Source organism: Rhizohabitans arisaemae (genome assembly GCF_025996515.1).
GTDB lineage: Bacteria > Actinomycetota > Actinomycetes > Streptosporangiales > Streptosporangiaceae > Rhizohabitans > Rhizohabitans arisaemae.
The window spans coordinates 157,940-180,381 of record NZ_BLRH01000034.1 but is presented as its reverse complement, the minus strand read 5'-3'; the positions used below and the strand labels follow the sequence as shown (position 1 = coordinate 180,381).

At 71.2% G+C, this 22,442-nt stretch carries 20 protein-coding genes; 11 read left to right on the top strand and 9 right to left on the bottom strand.

Annotation, left to right across the window (positions count from 1 at the left end; genetic code table 11):
• Nucleotides 1–112: 112 nt before the first annotated feature.
• The 3 genes from RUR_RS16200 (at nucleotide 113) to RUR_RS16190 (ending at nucleotide 3,746) form a co-directional block, all read left to right on the top strand.
• Nucleotides 113–562, top strand: a complete 450-nt coding sequence (locus RUR_RS16200; RefSeq protein ID WP_283135890.1) for a helix-turn-helix transcriptional regulator — start codon at nucleotides 113–115, stop codon at nucleotides 560–562.
• Between the two features lie 5 nt (nucleotides 563–567).
• Nucleotides 568–978 carry a VOC family protein gene (locus RUR_RS16195; protein WP_283135889.1) on the top strand — a complete coding sequence of 137 codons (411 nt, stop codon included), beginning with the start codon at nucleotides 568–570 and terminating at the stop codon, nucleotides 976–978.
• Between the two features lie 380 nt (nucleotides 979–1,358).
• Nucleotides 1,359–3,746 (top strand): ATP-binding cassette domain-containing protein, encoded by a 2,388-nt coding sequence (locus tag RUR_RS16190; protein ID WP_283135888.1) that lies wholly within the window; start codon nucleotides 1,359–1,361, stop codon nucleotides 3,744–3,746.
• A gap of 49 nt (nucleotides 3,747–3,795) precedes the next feature.
• Here RUR_RS16190 and RUR_RS16185 read toward each other — a convergent pair whose 3' ends face one another.
• Nucleotides 3,796–4,278 carry a hypothetical protein gene (locus tag RUR_RS16185; protein WP_283135887.1) on the bottom strand — a complete coding sequence of 161 codons (483 nt, stop codon included), beginning with the start codon at nucleotides 4,276–4,278 and terminating at the stop codon, nucleotides 3,796–3,798.
• A gap of 195 nt (nucleotides 4,279–4,473) precedes the next feature.
• Between RUR_RS16185 and RUR_RS16180 the strand changes: the two genes are divergently transcribed.
• Complete coding sequence (locus tag RUR_RS16180) at nucleotides 4,474–5,331, top strand: alpha/beta fold hydrolase (protein WP_283135886.1); 858 nt, start codon at nucleotides 4,474–4,476, stop codon at nucleotides 5,329–5,331.
• Nucleotides 5,332–5,430: 99 nt separating this feature from the next.
• Here the strand turns inward: RUR_RS16180 and RUR_RS16175 are convergent, their stop codons facing one another.
• The 5 genes from RUR_RS16175 to RUR_RS16155 form a co-directional block, all read right to left on the bottom strand.
• On the bottom strand, nucleotides 5,431–6,030 hold the full coding sequence (locus RUR_RS16175) for a dihydrofolate reductase family protein (RefSeq protein WP_283135885.1): 600 nt from the start codon (nucleotides 6,028–6,030) through the stop codon (nucleotides 5,431–5,433).
• On the bottom strand, nucleotides 6,027–6,884 hold the full coding sequence (locus RUR_RS16170; protein WP_283135884.1) for a metalloregulator ArsR/SmtB family transcription factor: 858 nt from the start codon (nucleotides 6,882–6,884) through the stop codon (nucleotides 6,027–6,029). Before RUR_RS16170 ends, RUR_RS16175 begins: the two co-directional genes overlap by 4 nt.
• Before the next feature lie 391 nt (nucleotides 6,885–7,275).
• Complete coding sequence (locus RUR_RS16165; protein ID WP_283135883.1) at nucleotides 7,276–7,701, bottom strand: DUF6463 family protein; 426 nt, start codon at nucleotides 7,699–7,701, stop codon at nucleotides 7,276–7,278.
• Nucleotides 7,698–8,300: a DUF2867 domain-containing protein gene (locus RUR_RS16160; protein ID WP_283135882.1), complete on the bottom strand. Its 603-nt coding sequence runs from the start codon at nucleotides 8,298–8,300 to the stop codon at nucleotides 7,698–7,700. The genes RUR_RS16165 and RUR_RS16160 overlap by 4 nt, the downstream gene beginning before the upstream one ends.
• Complete coding sequence (locus tag RUR_RS16155) at nucleotides 8,297–10,228, bottom strand: fumarylacetoacetate hydrolase family protein (RefSeq protein ID WP_283135881.1); 1,932 nt, start codon at nucleotides 10,226–10,228, stop codon at nucleotides 8,297–8,299. The genes RUR_RS16160 and RUR_RS16155 overlap by 4 nt, the downstream gene beginning before the upstream one ends.
• A gap of 91 nt (nucleotides 10,229–10,319) precedes the next feature.
• Between RUR_RS16155 and RUR_RS16150 the strand changes: the two genes are divergently transcribed.
• Nucleotides 10,320–10,892, top strand: a complete 573-nt coding sequence (locus RUR_RS16150; RefSeq protein ID WP_283135880.1) for a TetR/AcrR family transcriptional regulator — start codon at nucleotides 10,320–10,322, stop codon at nucleotides 10,890–10,892.
• A gap of 170 nt (nucleotides 10,893–11,062) precedes the next feature.
• On the opposite strand, the gene RUR_RS16145 is transcribed toward RUR_RS16150, so the two are convergent.
• From RUR_RS16145 to RUR_RS16135, 3 genes are all read right to left on the bottom strand, one after another.
• Nucleotides 11,063–12,268, bottom strand: a complete 1,206-nt coding sequence (locus tag RUR_RS16145; protein ID WP_283135879.1) for a Cmx/CmrA family chloramphenicol efflux MFS transporter — start codon at nucleotides 12,266–12,268, stop codon at nucleotides 11,063–11,065.
• Nucleotides 12,269–12,791: 523 nt separating this feature from the next.
• Complete coding sequence (locus RUR_RS16140; protein WP_283135878.1) at nucleotides 12,792–13,124, bottom strand: hypothetical protein; 333 nt, start codon at nucleotides 13,122–13,124, stop codon at nucleotides 12,792–12,794.
• A gap of 232 nt (nucleotides 13,125–13,356) precedes the next feature.
• On the bottom strand, nucleotides 13,357–13,935 hold the full coding sequence (locus RUR_RS16135; protein ID WP_283135877.1) for a TetR family transcriptional regulator: 579 nt from the start codon (nucleotides 13,933–13,935) through the stop codon (nucleotides 13,357–13,359).
• A 126-nt stretch (nucleotides 13,936–14,061) separates the two neighbouring features.
• On the opposite strand from RUR_RS16135, the gene RUR_RS16130 reads away from it, so the two are divergent.
• The 6 genes from RUR_RS16130 (at nucleotide 14,062) to RUR_RS16105 (ending at nucleotide 22,429) form a co-directional block, all read left to right on the top strand.
• Complete coding sequence (locus tag RUR_RS16130) at nucleotides 14,062–15,027, top strand: VOC family protein (RefSeq protein ID WP_283135876.1); 966 nt, start codon at nucleotides 14,062–14,064, stop codon at nucleotides 15,025–15,027.
• A gap of 210 nt (nucleotides 15,028–15,237) precedes the next feature.
• Nucleotides 15,238–17,220, top strand: coding sequence for a hypothetical protein (locus RUR_RS16125; protein WP_283135875.1), 1,983 nt, complete (start codon nucleotides 15,238–15,240; stop codon nucleotides 17,218–17,220).
• Between the two features lie 412 nt (nucleotides 17,221–17,632).
• On the top strand, nucleotides 17,633–18,214 hold the full coding sequence (locus RUR_RS16120) for a PadR family transcriptional regulator (protein ID WP_283135874.1): 582 nt from the start codon (nucleotides 17,633–17,635) through the stop codon (nucleotides 18,212–18,214).
• On the top strand, nucleotides 18,211–18,972 hold the full coding sequence (locus RUR_RS16115) for an ABC transporter ATP-binding protein (RefSeq protein WP_283135873.1): 762 nt from the start codon (nucleotides 18,211–18,213) through the stop codon (nucleotides 18,970–18,972). Before RUR_RS16120 ends, RUR_RS16115 begins: the two co-directional genes overlap by 4 nt.
• Before the next feature lie 4 nt (nucleotides 18,973–18,976).
• Nucleotides 18,977–20,845 carry an ABC transporter permease gene (locus RUR_RS16110; RefSeq protein ID WP_283135872.1) on the top strand — a complete coding sequence of 623 codons (1,869 nt, stop codon included), beginning with the start codon at nucleotides 18,977–18,979 and terminating at the stop codon, nucleotides 20,843–20,845.
• Nucleotides 20,846–20,983: 138 nt separating this feature from the next.
• A complete protein-coding gene (locus RUR_RS16105) occupies nucleotides 20,984–22,429 on the top strand; it encodes a S41 family peptidase (RefSeq protein WP_283135871.1) in 1,446 nt (481 codons plus the stop codon).
• Nucleotides 22,430–22,442: the final 13 nt, after the last annotated feature.

Below are 22,442 nucleotides of genomic sequence, written 5' to 3'. Positions count from 1 at the left end.
TGAGGACCCCCCTTTCCGCTCATTCCGGATCGCCCGACATGGGCGGCGCCGGTGCCCGGCCGATCCGACGACGACGGTGCCGGGGCACTCCGGCGGGACGTACCATTCGCAGGTGACCAGCAGGCCCGCCGCGGCGCAGCGACTCCGCGACCTCGCACGGCTGCGCCGCGTCCGCGATCGGATCGACCGGGAGTACGCGCGGCCGCTGAACGTCGAGGCGCTCGCCCGCGACGCGCACATGTCGGCCGGTCACCTCAGCCGCGAATTCCGGCTCGCGTACGGCGAGTCCCCGTACGCCTATCTGATGACGCGCCGCATCGAACGCGCGATGGCACTGCTGCGCCGGGGCGACCTCAGCGTCACCGAGGTCTGCTTCGCGGTCGGCTGCTTATCGCTCGGCACCTTCAGCACGCGCTTCACCGAACTGGTCGGCATGCCGCCCAGCGCCTACCGGCGTCTCGCGGCGGACGCGACGGAGGGGATGCCGCCGTGTGTGTCGAAACAGGTGACCAGACCGATCAGGAATCGAGAAGCGCCGATTACCGAGTCGCACCTAGCGTGACCTCTATGGACATCACCATTCATGCGAGCTTTCTCCCCCAGGACGACCCGGACGCGGCCCTGGCCTTCTATCGCGACACCCTCGGTTTCGAGGTGCGCAACGACGTGGGATACGGCGGAATGCGCTGGATCACGGTCGGCCCCGCCGATCAGCCCGCCACGTCCATCGTCCTGCACCCGCCGGCCGTCGATCCCGGGATCACCGACGACGAGCGCCGTACCATCACCGAGATGATGGCCAAGGGCACCTATGCGAGCATCGTCCTGGCCACCACCGACGTCTACGGCGCCTTCGATCGGGTGCAGGCCGGGGGCGCCGAGGTCGTTCAGGAGCCGACCGACCAGCCTTACGGGGTTCGCGACTGCGCCTTCCGCGACCCCGCCGGCAACATGATCCGTATCCAGGAGCGGCTCTGAACCCTCGGATCGCGGACATGGACCGCGCAGCGTCGACGCAGACGCCGAAGGCCCCTCCCGCCGTACGGGAGGGGCGCGAATCTCGGGAAACCACCGGCGCGGCGGTCGGAAGCGGGGCGGCTTCACGGTGATGAACCCGTTGGGCGAAACCGGCGGTGCGAGGGTAGGCAGTCCCGGTCAGGCCGATTGACGCGTCGCCCGGCGTCGGCCATCCTTCCTGCGCAAGTCGAGCGAGTCCCTCCCGCCCAGGCGACGCTCCTTGCCGCGGCCACATCGACGACAAGAATCAGACATACTGCCCAAAATCGGATAAATTCAGCCAGGTGACGCCGGTGGAGACCGTGGACGCGGCCCCGCCTGACAGACGGAGACACACGATCATGCCCCCGAGGACGGACCCTCAGTCGCCTGCGACGCACGTTGCCGACAGCCACGACCTGATCCGCGTGCACGGCGCACGCGAGAACAACCTCAAGGACGTCAGCATCGAGATCCCCAAGCGCCGCCTGACGGTGTTCACCGGGGTCTCCGGCTCGGGCAAGAGCTCGCTGGTGTTCGACACGATCGCCGCGGAGTCGCAGCGGATGATCAACGAGACCTACAGCGCCTTCGTGCAGGGCTTCATGCCGGCGCTCGCGCGGCCCGACGTCGACGTCCTCGACGGGCTGACCACGGCGATCATCGTCGACCAGCAGCGGATGGGCGCCGACCCCCGCTCCACGGTGGGCACGGCCACCGACGCCAACGCGATGCTGCGCATCCTCTTCAGCCGGCTCGGGCAGCCGCACATCGGCCCGCCCGGTGCCTTCGCCTTCAACATCCCCTCGGTACGGGCGAGCGGGGCGATCACGGTCGAACGCGGCGCCTCCAGCAAGACCGTGAAGGAGACCTACACCCGGACCGGCGGGATGTGCACGGGCTGCGAAGGCCGGGGCGCCGTCTCCGACATCGACCTCACCCAGCTGTACGACGACTCCAAGTCGATCGCCGAGGGCGCGTTCACCATCCCCGGCTGGAAGTCGGACAGCTGGTGGACCGTGCGGCTCTACGCCGAGTCGGGCTTCCTCGACCCGAACAAGCCGATCCGCGACTACACCGAGAAGGAACTGCACGACCTGCTCCACCGGGAGCCGACCAAGGTGAAGGTCGAGGGCGTCAACCTCACCTACGAAGGGCTCATCCCCAAGATCCGCAAATCGTTCCTCGCCAAGGACCGGGAGGGGATGCAGCCGCACATCCGGGCGTTCGTGGACCGGGCGGTCACCTTCACGACCTGCCCCGAGTGCGCCGGAACCCGGCTCAGCGAAGCGGCCAGGTCGTCGAAGATCAAGGGGATCGGCATCGCCGACGCCTGCACGATGCAGATCAGCGACCTGGCCGAATGGGTTCGCGACCTCGACGAGCCGTCGGTGGCGCCGCTGCTGGCCACGCTGCAGCGCACCCTTGAGTCGTTCGTGGAGATCGGGCTGGGCTACCTCTCGCTCGACCGGCCGGCGGGCACGCTGTCGGGCGGTGAGGCGCAGCGCGTCAAGATGATCCGCCACCTCGGCTCCTCGCTCACCGACACCACCTACGTCTTCGACGAGCCCACCGCGGGCCTGCACCCCCATGACATCCAGCGGATGAACAACCTGCTGCTGCGCCTGCGGGACAAGGGCAACACGGTACTCGTCGTGGAGCACAAGCCGGAGACGATCGCGATCGCCGACCACGTCGTCGACCTCGGCCCCGGTGCCGGTACGGCGGGCGGCGGCGTCTGCTTCGAGGGCACCGTGGCGGGGCTGCGGGCCGCCGACACCGTCACCGGCCGCCACCTCGACGACCGGGCCACACTCAAAAACACGGTGCGCAAACCCGCCGGCAGGCTGGAGATCCGCGGCGCGACCCGGCACAACCTGCGCGACGTCGACGTCGACATCCCGCTGGGGGTGCTCGTCGTCGTCACCGGCGTCGCCGGCTCCGGCAAGAGCTCGCTCATCCACGGGTCGATCCCCGCACGCGCGGGTGTGGTGTCGGTCGACCAGGGCGCGATCCGCGGCTCCAGACGGAGCAACCCGGCGACCTACACCGGACTGCTCGACCCGATCCGCAAGGCGTTCGCGAAGGCCAACGGCGTCAAACCCGCGCTGTTCAGCGCCAACTCCGAGGGCGCCTGCCCCACCTGCAACGGCGTCGGCGTCATCTACACCGACCTGGCGATGATGGCCGGCGTCTCCACCGTCTGCGAGGATTGCGAGGGCAGGCGGTTCCAGCGGTCGGTGCTGGAGTACCGCCTCGGCGGCCGTGACATCAGCGAGGTGCTCGCGATGCCGGTGATCGAGGCGGCGGAGTTCTTCGGCGCCGGCGACGCCCGTACGCCGGCCGCGCACGCCATCCTGGACCGGCTCGCCGACGTCGGACTCGGTTACCTCAGCCTCGGCCAGCCGCTCACCACGCTGTCCGGCGGCGAGCGGCAGCGGCTCAAGCTCGCCGTCCACATGGCCGCCGACGGCGGCGTCTACGTCCTGGACGAGCCGACCACGGGCCTCCACCTCGCCGACGTCGAGCACCTGCTCGGTCTGCTGGACCGGCTCGTCGACTCCGGCAAATCGGTCATCGTCATCGAACACCACCAGGCGGTCATGGCGCACGCCGACTGGATCGTCGACCTCGGCCCCGGCGCCGGCCACGACGGCGGCCGGATCGTCTTCGAGGGCACCCCCGCCGACCTGGTCGCCGCCCGCTCCACCCTCACCGGTGAGCACCTCGCGGCCTACGTCGGCACCTGATCGAGGCGCTGACACCGTGGCCCCGCCACCCGGTGGGGCCACGGGCCGGTCACAGGTCTCGCAGCGAGGACAGGAATCTGCCGACCCAGGCGACCAGTCGCCCGATCCGGCCGAACGGCCCCAGGATCCAGGTGAAGAACCGCGCGATCCAGCCGAGCGGGACGACTTCCGCGACCTCGCCCAGGTCGAGCGACCGCAGAACCCGGCACCAACCGCGGTGTCCCCGCCGGTGATATCCCGCGAACAACGCCGCAACGAGCGCGAGCGTCACCACCGACACGACCGCGAACCCCGGCGGCCCCCACCACCAGATCACCCCGAGCGTCCACACGACCGCGCACATCACCCACTGAAACACCAAGCCGCCCAGCAGCCGGCCCATGCCGCCCTTCGACCGGGTGTATCGGGCGAGACACCCCTTCCTGTGCACGCACACGCCAGGCGGGGAGTCGTCCGGAACGGTGTGCTTCGGGTGTTCGGGACGCGACGCCGGCTCCTCCGGCCGGCTCCGCGGAGGGACCGCATCACTCATGCCCCCGGTTTAGCGGATTCCCCTTGGACTTCACTGGTCAAGCACTTGGCGCGACGGCGATCCGCTGAAGGGGACGCATGCGGTGGTGCGCATCCATTGAAGTCATGACCCCATGCTGGAGAATTTTCGTGACATGTAACTGAATATGGGCTAATCTTCGTTACACGTAACTGAAATTTACGAAAGGGCGGGACGATGGAGCGGACGGTGGCGGTCAACGGGGTCACGCTGAGCGTGTCGGCGGCGGGACGGGCACAGGACCCGGCGATCCTGCTGCTGCACGGGGCCGGGCAGTCGCTGGTGGCGTGGGAGGAGGAGTTCGTGGACCGGCTGGCCGCGGGCGGACGGCACGTCGTCCGGTTCGACGCCAGGGACGCCGGCCGCTCGACCGGCTTCCCCGTCGGGGCGCCGCCGTACGGCCTTCGCGACCTGGTCGCCGACGCCGCCGCGCTCATCGACGCCCTCGGGCTGGGCCAAATGCACCTGGTGGCCATGTCCCAGGGCTCGGCCGTCGCCCAGCTGCTCGCCCTCGACCACCCCGAGCGCGTGGCCTCCCTCACCCTCACCGGGTCCACGCCCGGCGGTCCCGGCCACGAGCAGCCCGACCTTCCGCCGATGACCGACCAGATCCTGGCCACCTTCACCGAGGAGGGCCCGGAGCCCGACTGGGCCGACCGGGCCGCGGTGGTCGAATACCTGGTGGAAGGCGAGCGGCCCTACGCCGGGGCCTGGTTCGACGAGCCGGGGTTGCGCGCCATGGCCGGGCGCGTCTTCGACCGCACCCCGAACCTCGCCGCCCAGCTCACCAACCCCTTCCTCATCGACGCGGGGAAGCCGTGGCGGGACCGTCTGGACCGGATCGCCGTCCCGACGCTGGTGCTGCACGGCTCACAGGACCCGCTCTTCCCCCTCGGGCACGGCCGCGCACTTGCCGCCGAGATCCCGGGTGCCCGCCTGACCGTGCTGGAGGGCGCCGGTCACGAGATCTTCCCCCGTCCGACCTGGGAGACGGTCATCCCGGAGATCCTGAACCACACCGCGCCGCGCGCCTGAACCGCCTGCCCGCCCTGCGGACGAGCCGGTACGGCCGAGGAGGCGGCGAACGCCGTACGGAACGCGCCGGGCAGGACGGCGACCGGCGGCTCCGCTGGCTCAGCGGACTCGGTCGTAGACCATGGCGAGTTCACCGAGCGCGCCGGTCTCCTGGTGGATGAGCGTCCACTTCGTGGACGGCAGGCCGTCGGCGAACAGCCGCCGCCCGCCCCCGGCGATCTCGGGGAAGACCATGAGGTACAGCCGGTCGATCAGGTCCGCCGACAGGAGCGGCTTGATGACGCTCGCGCTGCTGTTGACGAGGATGTCGCCCGCGCCGGTGGCCTTGAGTTCGGCGACGACATCCTCGGCGGGGGCGTTCACCACGCGGGTGCGTTCCCACGGTGCCTCGGTCCAGGTGGTCGAGAGGACCACCTTCTCCGCACCGACCAGCCACTTCGCGTATCCCCGGTCACGCGGGTCGGCGTTGCCGTCGTCGGCGACCGGCGGCCAGTACCCCATGAATCCCTCGGCGTTGACCCGTCCGAGCAGCGCCGTCGTCGCGCCCTCCCAGATGCGGGTCATGTGGTCTCGTGCGACCTCGCCGGTCACGTAGGGGGCGAACGCCGAGAAATCGCCGGGCCCGCCGGGGCCGTGGTAGCGCCCGTCGAGGGTGAGGCCCAGGTTCGCGGTCACCCGGCGGGCGGTCCGGTCGGTCATTTCGTGCTCCTTGTATCGGTGTCGTGCTCGGTGTCGCGCGAGTCGGCGGAGAGGGTCGCCGCGAGCCTGTCGAGGCTCTGGCCGAAGCCGATCTCGATGCCCGCGATGAAGTCCGCGGATTCGACGGTGCTGTCGGAGATCCGGAAGCGGACGTCGAGGTCGGTGCCGGTGCCGGTGGGCCGCAGGCCCAGGTCGAGGTGGGCGATGAAGGCGGGCCTGCCGTCGGGGAGCAGCGGGGAGAGCCGGTAGGCCAGGTGCTCGCCGGGGCGGACGTCGACGACGACTCCCTCCGCACGTCCGGCGGCCGGGTCGGAGCCGTCGACGTCCTCGGCCTCGCGGTACTCCTGGACGATCCGCCCGCCCGGCCGCGCCTCGAAGACGAGCTCGGAGACGCGCAGGTCGTCGGGTGTCCACCAGCGGGCGAGCAGGGAGGTCTCGGTCAGGTGGCGCCAGACCAGCTCGGGGCGCCCCGCCAGCGACCGGAGGAACCGGAACGAGCGGCCGTCGGCCCACCCCGGCCCCTCCGCGGCGAGCCGCTCGGCGTGGAGGCTGAGCCCGTAGCGGTCGTAGGTCTCACGCGTGCCGCCGGCCTGATCCGCGGTGTCGGCGAGCCGGCCGAGCGCGGCCGCCAGCTCCCGCAGCGGGCCGGGCCGGAGCGCGTAGATGCGGCGCTGGCCGGAGCGTTGGGAGGTGACGGCACCGGCGCGCTCCAGGACCTGCAGGTGCTTGGTCGTCTGCGGCTGGCGCGCCTCGGCGAGCCGGGCGAGAACACCGACCGGGCGGGGCCGCTCGGCCAGCAGGATCACGAGCCGCCAGCGGGCCGGGTCGGCCAGCGCGGAGAGGAGTGCGTCCATGCCGGCAAGTATTCTCCAGTGAGAATATTCGTGTCAAGGAATAATTATGGCCACATCCGACGGGATGGCGGGCGGCACCGGAACACTCCGCCGCCGAACAGCTCCCCGCACCGACCCTGATACCTCGCACGGATTGTCTCCTCGATCATGGAGGGTCCGACTTCGGCGCGTACCGGAAGATCAACGAGCGTGCGGATGACTTGCGGCTCAGGGCCGTGGGAGGGGCCGGTGGGTCCCCCTGATCTCAGCCGACCTCGGCCTCCACGGGATGTCGTCGAACACTCCACAGCCGCGTTGAAAGGGATCGCGAAGGACGCGGCATGCCGACGGTGTTCGGACCGAACCCTGCGGATGCGGACCGCCGCCGTCACGCCCGGCCTGTCTCCCGGTCTCAGCCTGCTCCCGACCTGTCCCCCTTCCGCGCCGCCACGATGACGAGTGCCCCGGCGACGATCCCGGCGAAGAACGGGGACGGCACCAGAAGGACGCCGCCCAGCAGACACCACACCGCGATACCCCAGCCGACCCCTGCGGGTACGGCCACCCCGCGTCCGGCGAGGTGCCAGGTCAGGCAGCCCAGGAGGATCAGGGGCACGGCGAAGCCGCCCGGACCGGCCCAGAAGACGGCCTTGTTCTGCAGGGAGCCCACCGTCGGGACGGCACCCCCGTCCAGGAGCGGGACGGCCGCCCACATCCCGCGTTCCACCCAGCCGGTCATGTCCTCCCAGGTGCTGAGCGCCAGCAGGGCCAGGTGCCCGATTCCCAGCGCGAGCATGATCCCGCCCGCCCAGCGGAGCAGCCGCTTTCCCGGGTTCATCGTGACGCCCCCTCTTCATGGGTGCGGTCGCGCCAGGCCCGTTCCCACTGCCGGGTCAGGGCCGGGTAGACGATCAGGTACCGAAACGGCGCGATGGCGGCCATGTAGAGCCGCCCGAACCGTCCGTTGGGCTTGACCAGCACGGCCAACCGCAGCTCGTGGTCGCCGTTCACCCCTTGCACCCAGCCGAGGTGCATCACCGAGTGCCCGGTCTTGTTCGCCAGCTCGCGTGCGGCCTCGGTGTCGAGCTCGTAGACCGTTTTGAGGGGCATGCTCCTGTTGTCCGAGCCGCGGGGGGCGTCGCGGAGGTCGCCGGGCAGGCGGTCGCGGAGCGAGGCGACCCGCGCGCCGACGCCCGCCGACGGCCCGTCCCAGCCGAAGAGCGCGCCGAGCTTCCACCGCAGGGCGAACAGGAACCTCACCGGCGAAGTCTGCTTCCGCAGCCCTCCGGCTGCCCGCATCGCCGCGAGCATCGTGGGGAAGTCGTCGGGCCCGGCTCCGGGAGTGCGGAACGACCACACGTCCTCGACCGAGAAGTCTGCGGTGAGTTCGTGGATACGCCACGGGTGGGAGGTGTGCGCGCTCGTCGGCAGCTTCACGAGAGCGCTCTTTCGGCCATCATGGCCATCAGCGTCACCTGGTCAAGATCGGGCGTGGCGGCGGGGTCGAGCTCGCGGTAGCGGCGGTGGAGGTTGACCACGATCCGCTCGGAGTCCAGCCAGGTGGCGTACTCATCGAGATCCACCGCTTTGATCGCCTCGAAGAAGGACAGGCCGCGGGCGTGGGCGGCGTCCGCCTGCTCGACCACGTGGGTGAGGTAGCCGCGCACCGCGCGGATCCCGTCGGGGTCGGTGACCGGGCCGTGGCCGGGCACGATCGCGCCGGCGCCGGTGGCGATCATGGTGTCGCAGGCGGCGATCCAGTTGCCGATCGGGCCGCTCCACACGATCGGGGTGCAGCCGATGAAGAGCAGGTCCCCCGCGAAGAGCACACCCGCGTCCGGCACGTGCACGACCGAGTCGGCGCCGGTGTGGGCGGGGCCGAGGTTCATCACGCGCACCTCGCGGCCACCGACGTCCAGGGTCAGCTCCCCGTCGTAGGTGCTGTCGGGGAGCCGCAGGCTGATGCCGCTGAAGTCGAAGGGGCCGAAGCGTTCGCGGAAATAGGGGGTCGCCGGGCCGATGTCCACGATCTGGGCGGCGGTCAGCATCTCCGGCGACATCTCATGCCGCATCTCCTCGCCGGTGGCCTCCGCGGCGATGATGTGGACCGTGTCGCCCAGCAGCCGGTTGCCGTGCGTGTGGTCGCCGTTGGCGTGGGTGATGACGGCGTGGGTGAGCGGATGCCGATCGGTGATCACGCGCATGGCGTCGAGCATCTCGGCCGTCAGCGGCAGGTCGAACAGGGTGTCGACCAGGAGGGAGGCACCCTCGCCCGCGATCAGTCCGGCGTTGCTCCACCCGAGCCCGCCGTCGGGCAGCAGCCAGGCCCACACGCCCGCGCCGACCTCGTGCAGCCCCCGGGTGTAGGGCAGCTTCGCCGGGGCGCGGTTGACACGCGGGCGAGCGGGCACGGCGTCGGGGTTGCGCCGGGGTGCGAGCCGGTACGGCGCGGCGGGCGCGCGCACGGTCTGGCGGGTGCGGCCCAGCCCCTCGACCGCGAGCTCGACGACGTCGCCGTCCTTCAACCAGCCCGGGAACGAGGCTTGATCGGCGAAGGACAGGTGCTCGATGAGGCAGCAGCCGGGCACCGTACCCGAGCCGAACACGTCTCCGGGTACCAGGTCCACGCCCCGCGAGGCGTAGGAGACGACCTCGCCGAAGCTCCAGTCCATGGTGTCGGTACGGCCGGAGCCTATGGTCCTGCCGTTGACGACGGCCTCGACCTGCAGGGCGAGCCGGCCGTCGCGGAGGTAGGGCTCCAGCTCGTCGGGTGTGACCAGGAACGGGCCGAGCGTGGTCGCGCCGTCCTTGCCCTTGGCCTGGCCGATCGCCATCGGCGACTCACGCAGCTGCAGGTCGCGTGCCGACCAGTCGTTGTAGACGGTGTAGCCGATGATGTGCCTCTCGGCCTCTTCCGGCGTGAGGTCCCGGCCGCCCGGCCCGATCACGGCGGCGATCTCCAGCTCGAAGTCGAACCAGGCGCTGCCGGGTGAGATCGTCACATCGTCGTACGGGCCGACGATCGTCGAGGGGCAGGCGAAGTAGAAGGCAGGGATCCGGTACCAGGCTTCGTTGAGCGTACGGGGCGCGCCTGTCACCTGCTGGCAGTTGCGCATGTGGTCCAGGAAGCACAGACAATCGCGGACCGAGGGCGGGCGCGGAATCGGCGCACGCAGCCTGGCCTCGGCCAGCGGAACCGTCTGCGCCGCCGACGTCAAAGCCCTCTCCCCCACCGCCCGCAGTTCCCCCGCGCCCCGGCCGATGAGCTCGATCAGGCTGAGGCCCGGCGCCACGGGGTGGATCCGCTCTTCGCCGATCACCCCGACGCGGTCTCCGGCGGCCGTCGCATAGGTCACCCAACGCATGAAGAACCTCCTTGGTTCTATGTTGACTGACATAGGCTATAGCGATCAACACTTGCTCTGCCATTCGGCATATTCTGGTTGGATGGACCCCATGGCCACACGACGGGTCGAGAGGACTCAGGAGAGCCGCCGCCTGCTGGTCGCGGCCGCCGCCGAACTCTTCGCCGAGAAGGGGTACCGGCAGACGAGCTTCATCGACATCGCCGAGAAAGCCGGCATCAGCCGCGGCTCCATCCCCTGGCACTTCGGCAACAAACTGGGCCTGCTGGAGGCGGTGCTCGACGACCGGCTCCACGCCATGCTGACCGGTTTCGCCCCGCCCGCCAGCCCACGCCTCGACGATGTGCTGGACCAGGTCGTGGGCTTCATCCGCCTGCCGGTCACGCGCTTGTTCATCACCCTGCTGGGCGAGGCGGTGGAGGTCGGCTCACCGATCCGCGAGCACTTCGCACGGCTCCACGCGGCGCTTCGCCAGGGGGTGCGGGCCCGGATAGCGGCGGAGGCGCTGCCCGCGGGAACCACCCCGGAGGCGTTCACGGTGATACTGGTCGGGGCCGTCATCGGCGTCCACGCCCAATGGCGGGTCTCGCCCGAGGCGGTGGACCTCGAGGCCGTCCGCGCCACGCTCCGCGCCCTGCTCCCGCCAGACCTGGGACAAGCCTGACACCGCGCCGCACCGGCTCCCCGGCCCCGCTTCGCCGGGCGTCCACGAGGGCGACCGACTGCGCGGCCGGCCCTCGACTCCGGCTTGCCCGCTGTACGGCCGCAGGGCCGTACCGGACGTGCCAGCGCGCCGACCCGCGGATGGCGTCCTGGGGTCGGCGCGCTTGCGTATCACACCGCGGTTCGGGGATCAGCCGTCTCCGCACGCGGTGCACCCCTCAGGCGGTGGAGCGCCTGGGCGACGCCCGCCGTGACGAGCGACGCCGCCACCAGCAGGGCGCTGACCCACAGGGGCGAGCGGTAACCGAGTCCGGCGGCGATGGCGAGGCCGCCGAAGGCGGGGCCGACGGCCGCGCCCACGTTGAGGGCCGCGGTCGCGTAGGATCCGCCGAGCGAGGGCGCCCCCGTCGCCGCGTACAGCACCTGGGCGATCAGGGTCGAACCGACGGCGAACGAGAGGGCCCCCTGCACGAAGACCAGGACGAACGTGGCGATCGGGCTGTCGGCGGCGGCGGTGAAGAGCCCCCACCCGACGAGCAAGGCGATCCCGCCCGGAATCAGGACCCGCATCGGCCGCGCGTCCGACAGGCGACCGCCGATGCTCACACCGGCGAACGATCCGAGACCGAACAGCGCCAGCACCGCCGGCACCCAGCCCTCGGAGAGTCCGCCGACCTCGACGACCAGCGGCGCCAGATAGGTGAACGTGCAGAAGGTGGCGGCGTTCACCAGCGCGGCCAGCAGCAGCACGACCAGCAGCCGCGGGCTGCGCAACGCCCGCAGTTCGCGCCGGGCGCCGGGACGGGTCTCGTCCGGGTCGCCGGTCGCCTGAACCGCGTCGGTCACCGAGTACAGCACGGCGAAGAAGGCGGGCAGGGAGATCAGGGCGACGGCCCAGAACGCCGCCCGCCAGCCGAGGGCCTGACCGAGCGCGGCGCCGGCGGGCACCCCGGCGACACACGCGAGCGTGATGCCCCCCAGCAGCACGGAGGTCGCCCGCCCCTTGGCGTTCGGCGCGACCATACCGGTCGCCGTCGCGAGCGCCACGGCCAGGAAACCGGCGGTGGCCAGCGCGCCGAGGACCCGGGTCACCAGGAGCACGACGAAGCCGGTGGTGACCGCGCCGACGACGTGCACGAGCATGAACACGACCAGGAAGACGAGCAGCGCCCGCCGACGCGGCCAGCGCAGACTGAGGATCGCCATCACCGGGGCTCCGACGATCATTCCTACGGCGAAGGCCGACGTCAGCGCGCCGGCGGCCGAGACGGACACGTTCAGTTCACCGGCGATGTCCGGAATCAGCCCGGACAACATGAACTCCGATGTTCCCTGGGCGAATACGGCCAGCCCGAGGATGTAGATGGCAAAAGGCATGAGGGAAGGCTCCAGGTGCCGCGTTGAAGTGCATCACGAAGGACACGGCAGGCCACCGCGGCACCCCCGAGCGGCTGCACGGAGCGTGCGTTCGTCTGGGCCCACGGCGGCGCTACCGCGTGAAGGAAACCCGGCTTGACGGCACGACGAAGGTGACGGAACCACCGGGAAGACTCAGTCCGTACGACGGTGATCCGGCGGCGAGGGTGATGAGAAGAGACGCGGTCCGCGCGATGGCGCTGCCGCGTGACACCCAAAGGAGCCACCGAAACCGGTGGCTAGCGTCTTGACGCCTCAGGACTGGACACGGCCCCACGATAGTGAACGGCCTCGGAGCCCGTCCACCGCATTACATCCGTGAAGGCCTGGTGCCGCGTTGCGGGCTCCGGCCAGGACGTCGGCGGCGTCCGCCGGGTGGGTCGGCCTCACCGGCACGGGAGCGAGGCCATCAGGCGGACCGGTGTCAACGGAAACGCCGAAGCCCCTCCCGCCGTACGGGAAGGGCTCGGATCTCGGGAGGCGGTCAGCGCGTCGCGCGGACCCGCTGAACCCGCAGCAGGAAGTCGGCGCTGTTGTCCTTCTTGCCGAAACCGTTGTCGGACAGCATGTCGTAGACGCCGCCACCGCGCGGCAGGATGCCGCTGAAGCCTTGGACGGGCTGGCCGGCGAACGGCGGGATGAGGCCGTTGATCGGGTTCGTGCCCAGCCGGGCGCCTGAGGTCTGGCCGCCCGGGGACGAAGGTCTCGGCGGGGAGCGAAGCGAACCCGGTGAGGGTGGCCCGGCCGAACTCGGTGGGCTCGGGCTTGGACGCGGCCGCTGCGGGGAAGTCGGAACCGGCGACCAGCGCGGCGACACCGAAGGTAAGCAATGCCCGTTTCATATCGGGCAAGCCAAACGTCCTTCTCTTACGCGATACCCAACGTCAGAGGTCCTCCCGGCGAGAGCCGCGCGAAGTCCTCCCGCCCCTGCGGGCCGAGGCGTCACGCGCACCGCCGGTGGCAGGGCGCGGTTCGGCCGCGCCGGCTGGCCGCACCGAGGGGAGACGCCCTGAGGTCATCGCCCCCGATGGTGTGGCCGGAGTCCGGTTCTAGAGGCTCAGACCGGACTCCAGATGCGCCAGAGCCATGTCGACCTCGGCGGGACCGTCCATGCCGGGGTCCTGTGCCCATTGCAGCCAGACCACGGCCACGACCCCGAAGACCGCGCCGACGACGTTCCGGATCCGAGGGTCGTCTGTATCCGATCCCGTCCTGTCCGCCAGGATTTGGGTGACCTCCCGGAGAACGCCGGGACTTCTGCGCAGGTTGGCGGCGAGCAGTTCGGGGACGGTCGTCGCGAACACCTCCCGGGCGTGGCCGGCGGCGATCTCCTCCGCGGACAGCGAGGCGAACGCCGTACGGAACGCGCCGCGCAGGACGGCGACGGGCGGACCCGGCGGCTGAGCCCGGAGAGCCTCGATGAGCGGGGGGAAAGCGTCGCGTGCGACCAGGTCTTCCTTGGTCGGAAAGTAGCGGAAGAAGGTCGCGGGTGAGACTTCGGCGGCCTCGGCGATCTGGTCGACGGTGGTGGCGTTGTAGCCGCGTTCGCGGAAGAGCCGGAACGCCTCACGCAGGATCGTCTCCCTGGTCCTGGCCTTCTTGCGTTCCCGTAACCCGCCGCCGCTCATGATCGAATTTTACCGCACACAAATATGAGGGTGTACTCTCATAAGGGAGTCAACTCTCATGACATGCGGAGGGAGAGGCTTTGATCGCCACCTCCCCACCCGAGGGCTCACCGGAAAGGACGAACCATGTCTGAGCCATCCCCCCTGCCGGTCGCCGCCGGCCTGCACCACGTCGGTCACGTCGTCCGGGACATGGGCCAGGCGACGGAGCTCTACCGCCGGCTCGGCTTCACCGTGTCGGCGCCCGCCTACCCGGTCCACCCCGACACTGCGGAGCCGTTCGGGGTGGCCAACAGCCACGTGTACTTCCCGGGCGGCTTCGTCGAGCTCGTGGCCGTCATCGGCGACGGCGCCCGCATGCCCGCACAGGCCCGCCCGATCCCGCTGCGGGTACCCGACGACAGACTGCCGGGGCTGGTGGCGGCCGTCCGCGCCACCGCCGCCGGCATCACGTCGTTTCTCGGGCGTTTCGAAGGCGTCCACATCATGATCGCCAATACGCCGGACATCGACGGCGTCGCCGCGGGGCTGACCGCCGACGGCGTCGGCCACGGCGGTGTGCACGCCGTCCGCCGTCCCGTAGAAACCGGCGAGGGGACCAGAATGGAACCCGTCCGCTATCTGGAGATCTCCGACCCCGGCCTGCCTCCGGGGCGCGTGCCCGAAGGCAGGGTCGGCTTCGCCGAGAACGGTCCGGCCGAGGCGTCCGCGGACCGGCCGCCGACCGGCCACCCCAACGGGGCGACCGGCCTGGTGGAATGCCTGCTGTGCGTCGACGACCCGGCGCTGCCCGAGCTGAGACGGCGCTACGGCACCTACTTCGGCCCGGCCGGGGACGGCCGTGTGGTCCGTTTCGACCAGGCGAACCTCACCGTCGCGGCCGCGTCGGCGCTCGCGGACCTGCTGCCCGACGAGCATCCGCCGGCCCTGCCGGCGTTCGTCGCCTACACGGTGTCCGTACGGGACGTCGCCGCCACCGAACGGCTCCTGCGCGGCAACGACGTTCCGGTCACCCGGACCGGCCGCGGGGAGATGTTCGTCCCGGCCGACGCCGCGCTTGGCGCCGCGATCGTCTTCCGCCAGGACGCCTAAGTGAATTCCGCGTTCCGGTCCACCTGTCGATCAACCAGAAACGCGGCCGCCAAGCGCACGGGCTCCGGTCTCGCGGAACTGGTCATTTCTGCGAATCGCGCACTTTGCGATCCAAGGGATGGGCCGAGTGTGAAACATGAAGGTTGCTAAGACAGATGGTGTCCTTGGAGGCTCTCCTTAACGACGCGTGCGACCCTCCAGGAGTGCCCTTTGATCATCGAGGATCTGTCCGAGCCGGAACTCGCCCTCTGGGAGGCGTTTCCCACAGCGCGTCCTGTGGATCTTCCCGGCACCCCCGTTCGGGCTGCGATCATCGCAAGGATGTTGCTCGGCGCCCGGGAACCCCTTGAAGGGCAGACGCCCGGCATACACCTGTCCGGCGCCCGGATCGCGGGCCGATTGGACCTGTCGTACGCCGAGGTACAACACCCTCTGATCTTGACCAGGTGCGAGTTCGAGGAAACGCCGGTCTTCACCGGAGCCCGCACCGGCCTGGTGGACCTCGCGGCCTCCCGGGCACCCGGACTGCAGGCCGTAGACGCTGTGATCGGCGGGGCGCTGCGCCTGGAGGGCTGCGAGATGGCCGGCCCGATCCAGCTCGCCGGGGCCCACGTGACCGGGACACTGAATCTCAGCGGCGCGGCGATCCACGCACTTCAGGCCGTCCATGCCGACGGCCTGATCGTCGACCGTGATCTTCTGTGCGCGAACGCCGTCATCGACGGTGAGTTACGCGTTGTCGGCGCCAGGATCGGCGGGACGATGACCCTCGATGGCGCACGGGTCGGGCGGTCAGGCGGCTTCAGCCTCACCGCCGAGGGGGTCGTCCTCGACGGCGGGTTGTCGTGTGCCCGCGGTTTCCGCTCCTGGGGGGAGCTGAGCGTGCAGGACGCCCGGATAGGGCGCCGGTGCGTCTTCAGCGGAGCCCAGCTGTCCAACCCGGACGGCATCGCCCTGAACGCGGAGAGACTCAGTGTCGAGGGCGGGCTGCGCATCGATGACGGCTTCTCGGCCGAAGGTGAAGTCCTTCTGCGCGGAGCCCTCGTGGCCGGCTCGCTCCGTTTCGCGCAGGCGAGCCTCGCCAATCCGGGAAGACGCGCGCTGAACGCGCCGCGGATGGAGATCGGCGGCGGACTGCGGCTCACACCAGGTTTTGTGGCGAACGGAGAGGTCTTTCTGGACTCCACCCAGGTCCGCGGATCGGTCAACCTCGACGGCGGGACGTTGTCCAACCCGGGTGCGACGGCGCTTTCCCTGCGTCGGCTGGGGGTCACCGGCAGGCTCAGCTGCAGCAAAGGCTTCCGTGCCGACGGGGAGATCGTGCTCGTCAACGCCCGAATCGAGGGCAGCTTGGAGTTTCACGGTGCCGCCCTCAGTAATCCCGGCGGGCGGGTTCTGTCCCTGTGGGAGGTGATCGCGGGCGGGGGCATCGACTGCTGCGAAGGCTTCGCGGCCACGGGAGACGTCTCGATCAGGAACTCCCGGATCGCCGCCACACTGTGCCTTGCGGAGACCACCGTCGACGGTGACCTCCACCTTCGTGGTGTGGAAGCGGCTTCGCTGAAGATCGGGCCCCAGACGGAACTGCTGCGGGCCGTCGACCTTCGCCACAGTCGGGTCGGCGTACTCGATGACGCTCCCAGCCGGTGGCCTGCTCACGTCCTGATGAACGGCTTCACCTATGACAGCCTGGAGGCTCCCCTGCCTGTCCAGGAGCGACTTGACTGGCTGGCCAGGGAGGACTACCAACCTCAACCCTATGAGCAATTGGCCGCCGTCTACCGTCGGCAGGGCCACGATGAGGCTGCTCGGGACGTGCTGCTGGCCAAACAGCGTCGCCACCGCTCGGGGCGGCGGCTCGGGGTACGGCTGTGGGGATATGTGCAGGACTGGACCGTCGGGTACGGCTACCGACCCTTCCGCGCTGCGCTCTGGCTCGCAGCCCTTCTCCTTATCGGCACGGTCGTTTTCACCGCCCACCGGCCACCGGCCTTCAAGCCAGGCGAGGCTCCCCCCTTCAACGCCTTCCTCTACGCCCTGGACCTGCTCCTCCCGATCATCAGCTTCGGACAGGAGAGCGCCTTCGGCCCGCGCGGCGCACAACAGTGGCTCGCCGCGGCGATGATCGCTGCAGGGTGGATCCTCGCAACGACCATCCTGGCAGGCCTCACTCGCGCACTCTCCCGCCAATAGCGCGACCGGAAGCGGCCACCTTGACGCCCTCTCAGCAGCCACTGACAGGGTGATCTACCTAGGAAGCCGGGGCCACGGTCAGTGGAGCACCCCTGTCTCTGTCGTCACCCGGAGTCGCTTTGCCCCGGGTGACGCGGACCCGAGTGGGAGGCCGAGGAGCTCGGCGACGGCACAGCCGCCGTTTCGTCGGGCCGCCCGCCGGGTCGATCGGCCGCCTCGGTCTGGGGGACCCGGCGTCTTTCGACGTCAAGGCGATGGCGGCCGGAACCCGCGCATGGCACCGTACCTCCCGACCGGCCGGGGAACGTGCACGCCGTCCGGCCTGCTCGGACCGGGCGGGGACGGCGCTTCGACCTGCCGTCGTCGCTTTAGCTAACGGTTAGCTTATATGGCTAACGGTTAAATGTGTGGTGTGGAAGTCAGAGCAGTCGACGTATCAGGCAAGGAGCCGTCCTCGGGCTACCGGTTGCGGGTCGTGCAGGAGGTGCTGCTGGCGCTGCTGGCCAAGGAGGCCTCGTACGGCTACCAGCTGCGCGCGCAGCTTCAGCTCGCCCTCGGCCCGCTGGCGGACGCGCTGAACGCGGGGCAGGTGTACGTGACGCTGAACCGGCTCGAAAAAGCCGGTCTGGCCACCGCGGAGCGGGTCGGCCAGAGCGACCGCCCGGACCGCAAGGTCTACCGGCTGACCGCGGCGGGACACGAACGGGTCGTCGAATGGCTCGGCGACATGAGCTGGCCCAAGGCGGCGCCCACGGAGTTCCATCTGAAGCTGGTGGCCGCCGCCGCTGCCGGGCTCGCCAACCCGGCGCACCTGGTCGACGCACAACGACACGCGGTGCTGGTCGAACTGGCCGCCGCGCAACGGGCCGCACTCACCGAGCCGCACGGCTCGGTCGCCGGCCTCCTGCTGGAGGGTGTGGTGCTCCGACTGCAGGCGGACCTGACCTGGCTTGACGCCTGCGCCCGGCACTGGAGTTCAAGGAAGGAACCATGACACAGGCAAACGGGTCGCTCCCCGGCATAGGTCCGGTCCTGCGCACACAGGATCTGCAGATGCGGTACGGCCGGGGGGCGGGGCTCGTGCGAGCGCTCAACGGGGTCGAGCTGGAGGCCGCGGCGGGTGAGGCGGTGGCCGTGATGGGGCCCAGCGGCAGCGGGAAGTCTACGCTTCTGAACCTGCTGGGTGGCCTGGAACGCCCCTCGGCCGGGGAGGTGTGGCTGGCGGGGAACCGCATCGACGGGATGAGCGAGAAGGAGCTGGCCCGGCTGCGCCGACAGTCGATCGGGTTCGTCTTCCAGGCTTTTCACCTGATGGACGAGCTCACCGCCCAGGAGAACGTCGAACTGCCCGCGCTGCTGGCCGGGCGCTCACCGCGCACGGCCCGCCGCCGGGCCGCACAGCTGCTGGAACGCGTCGGGCTCGACGACCGCGCCGGGCACCTGCCGTCGGCGATGTCGGGAGGCGAACGCCAGCGGGTCGCCGTCGCACGCGCCCTCGTCAACGAGCCGCTGATCGTGCTGGCCGACGAACCGACCGGCAACCTGGACAGCGCCGCGACCGCGGACGTGCTGCGGCTGCTCGACGGCCTGCGCGCGGCGGGGCAGACACTGGTGATCGTCACCCACGACGCCCGGGTCACCGCCATCGCCGACCGGCTGATCACGATGCGCGACGGCAGCCTCGTCGAGGAGACCAGGCTGACCCGCGGCACCGTCGGCCGACTCGCCGAGCTGACCGGACTGGAGGGCTGACCCGATGGGCCGCACCCTGCTGGTCTTCCGGCTCGCCGCCCGCGACCTGCGCCGACGCCCGGCCGAAGCGGTGCTCCTGCTGCTGGCCCTCACGGCCGCCACGGCCACGCTGACGCTCGGGCTCATCCTGAACGGGGTGATCAGCGAGCCCTATCAGAGCACCCGTGAGGCGACGGCCGGACCCGACGTGATCGCCAGCCTCGGACGGTTGCACGGCGCGGAAACGGGCCCGGATCCCGCCGCCCTGAAGGCGCTGACCGACGCCCCCGGCGTGGTCGCGCACAGCGGCCCCTACCTCTACACCCAGGCGGCCCTGGAGGCGGGCGGGGTCACGGTGCGGGTGTGGGCACAGGGGCGCCACACCTCTCCCGCCGACGTCGACCAGCCCAAGGTGACCGAGGGGAACTGGGTACGGGACGGCGGTGCCGTGCTCGAGGCCGGCCTCGCCCAAGCGCTCGGGGCAAGCGCCGGTGACCGGATCACCCTGGGGGGCCGCTCGTTCCAGGTGGCCGGGGTCGCGGTCACCGCCGCGATGCCGCCGTACCCCAAGGTGTGCTACTCCCCCTGCCGGTACGGGGCCGCCGCCCAGAACGCCCCGCCGCCCCCCATCGAGAGCCTGCCGCCCACGTCGAAGGCCGGCCCCCCGCCCGGTGCGTTCTGGATGGGCGCGAGTGGCCTGATCTGGCTCTCCGAGGCCGATGCCCAGAGCTTCGCCAAGCAGACGCAGTCCCTGGGCTATCTGGTGAACCTGAAACTGGCCGACCCGGCCGGAGCGGCGACGTTCGTCAGGGGGCACTTCCAGAACCTCGTCACCGCGCCGAGCCTGGCGACGTGGCAGGACGTCTTCGACGGCCACATGTGGCTCATCGAGGCCCAGCGCACGGCCCTGATGGGCGGTACCTGGCTGCTCGGCCTGATAGCGCTGGGCAGCATCGCGGTGCTCGTCGGCGGCCGGATGACCGACCAGCTGCGACGGGTCGGGCTGCTCAAGGCGGTCGGGGGCACGCCGGGCCTGGTCGCCGCCGTACTCCTCGCCGAGCACGTCGCCGTGGCCCTCCTGGCGACGGTGGCCGGACTGGTGACCGGGTGGCTGGCCGCCCCCCTGCTCACCGAGCCCGGCGCCGCCCTGCTGGGCAGCGCGGCCACCCCTGCGGTCACCCCGGCCACCGCCGGTCTGGTGGCGGCCGTCGCGCTGGGGATCGCGGGCCTGGCGAGCTTCGTCCCCGCGGTGCGCGCCGCCCGCACCAGCACGGTCCGCGCGCTGGCCGACGTACCGCGGCCGCCGCGGCGGGCCGCACGGCTGATCGCGATCTCGGCGCGGCTGCCCGTCCCGCTGCTGCTCGCCGTACGGGCGGCGGCCCGGCGGCCACGCCGTACCCTGCTGGCCGTGGCCGGTGTCGCGGTCAGCGTCACCGGGATCGTCGCCGCGCTGTCGGTCCACGCCGACCGCTACGCCGAGAAGGCGCCGGGGACCGATCCCCGTACCGGCCTCAGCCAGGCGCTGCTCATGGTCGCGATCATGCTCGTGGTCCAGGCGGCGGTCAACGCGATCTGCATCATCTGGGCGACCACGCTCGACGCCCGGCGCTCCTCGGCGCTGGCCCGCGCCCTCGGCGCGACCCCGGACCAGGTCAGCGCCGGGCTCGCCGCGGCGCAGGCGCTGCCCGCGCTCGCCGGTGCCCTCCTGGGGCTGGCCGGGGGGATCGGGCTGGCCGAGGTCCTCAACGAGGACGCCGTGGTCATCCCGCCGCCGTGGCAGCTGGCCGCCGTGATCCTGGGGGCCGTCGCGGTGGTGACCGCGCTCACCGCCGTCCCGGCGCGCATCGGCGCCCGCCGTTCCGTGGGGGAGATCCTGCGGACCGAAGCCGCGTGACGGTCCGGTGGCCGGTGCGGAAGCGGCACCCACCGGCCACGACCTGACCGGCCACGCGACCGCCGGGCCCGCCCGATTCCACCTTCGGGCGGGCCCGGTATGTCCCCGAAACCGCCGTCCTGACGCCATGGGGCTCTCATGAACATAAAGATCTTGATCGCATCGGCCGCCCTCCTTCTCACGGTCTCCTGCACCGGAACGACCGCGCCGCAGACCCAGGGCGGCACGGCCCCCGCCGACCGGCCGGCCGCCTGCGAACGGTTCGGACCGAACACCCGCCCCCCGGCGGAGGAGACGCCCACCACGATCGACGTGGTCGAGCAGGCGTACTTCTGCATCCTCGCCGAGTACTACGGCGGGGCCACCCTGGACACCCGCCCCCTGCTGGTCGGGGGGTTCGCCGCGCTGACCGATGAGCTGGGCCGCGGCGGGCGCGATGTGGCCGAGGCCACCATGCCGGCGCTGACCGGTGACCGTCAGGCCGACTGGGCCGCTTTCGAGACGGTCTACCGGCGGATCACCGACCGGCTGCCGGAGGACGCCAAGCTCCGCGAGAGGCTCGCCGCCGTCACCCTTGAGGCCGTCGTGGCGGAACTGCGCGACAACCACGCCCGCTGGTCGTACGGCGGCCAACGGCCACCCGACTACCACGACGGCGACCTGTACGACCTGGGGCTGAAGGCCAGCGTCTCCATCCCCCAGGTGAGCAACCGCCCGGGGACCGCCCTGCCTCCGCTGTTCGTCGCCACGGTGCTGGGCGGAGCGGCGAAGGCCGCCGGGCTGCGCCCCGGCGACGTGATCGAATCGGTCGGCGGAGCGGCGCCCTTCGTCGGCGGACGTGTCACCCCGGCCGCCGTCGCCGCGCTCCACCCCCGGTATCCGCAGGCCGATCCGGTCCGGATCGGGCTGCTGCGGCCGGGCACCGGCCGCCGCTGGACCGTCACGCTGAAACCCGGCCTGTACCAGCCGGATCCGGCGGCCGTGCAGCGGGTGACGTCCAAGCCGCTGCCGGGCGGCCTCGCCTACGTCCGGCTGTCCGGCTTCGCCCCCGACGCCGCGACACGGGTCCTTGAGGCGATCACCGCGCTGGGGACCGGCCGGCGGCTCACCGGTGTGGTGCTGGACCTGCGCGGCAACGGCGGCGGCAGCCCTGCGGAGGTGAACCGGCTGCTCGGCGGGTTCGCCCACGGCAAGGTCACCGCGTACCACTGCACCGCGGACGGCGCCTGCGACACCGAGCGGACCGACGACGGCGTCACCCTGCTCAACCTGCCGCTGGCGGTCCTCACCGACCGCGGCTGCGCCTCGGCGTGCGAGCACTTCAGCGCCGCGGTCAAAGACCTCGGCCTGGGCAGGCTGGTCGGCACCCGGACCGCCGGGGCGATCTCCGGCCCGGCGCAGCCGTACCTGCTCTCCAACGGCACCGTCCTGGGGTTTCCGGCCAAGCGCCACCTGGGCCCGGGCCGTGAGCTGATCGACCGGATCGGCGTGGCACCCGACCACCACGTGCCGCTGACCGCGGAGGACGCCGCCGCCGGGCGCGACCCCGCGCTGGCGAAGGCCCAGACCCTGCTGCGCGGGTGACGAACCCGGCCAT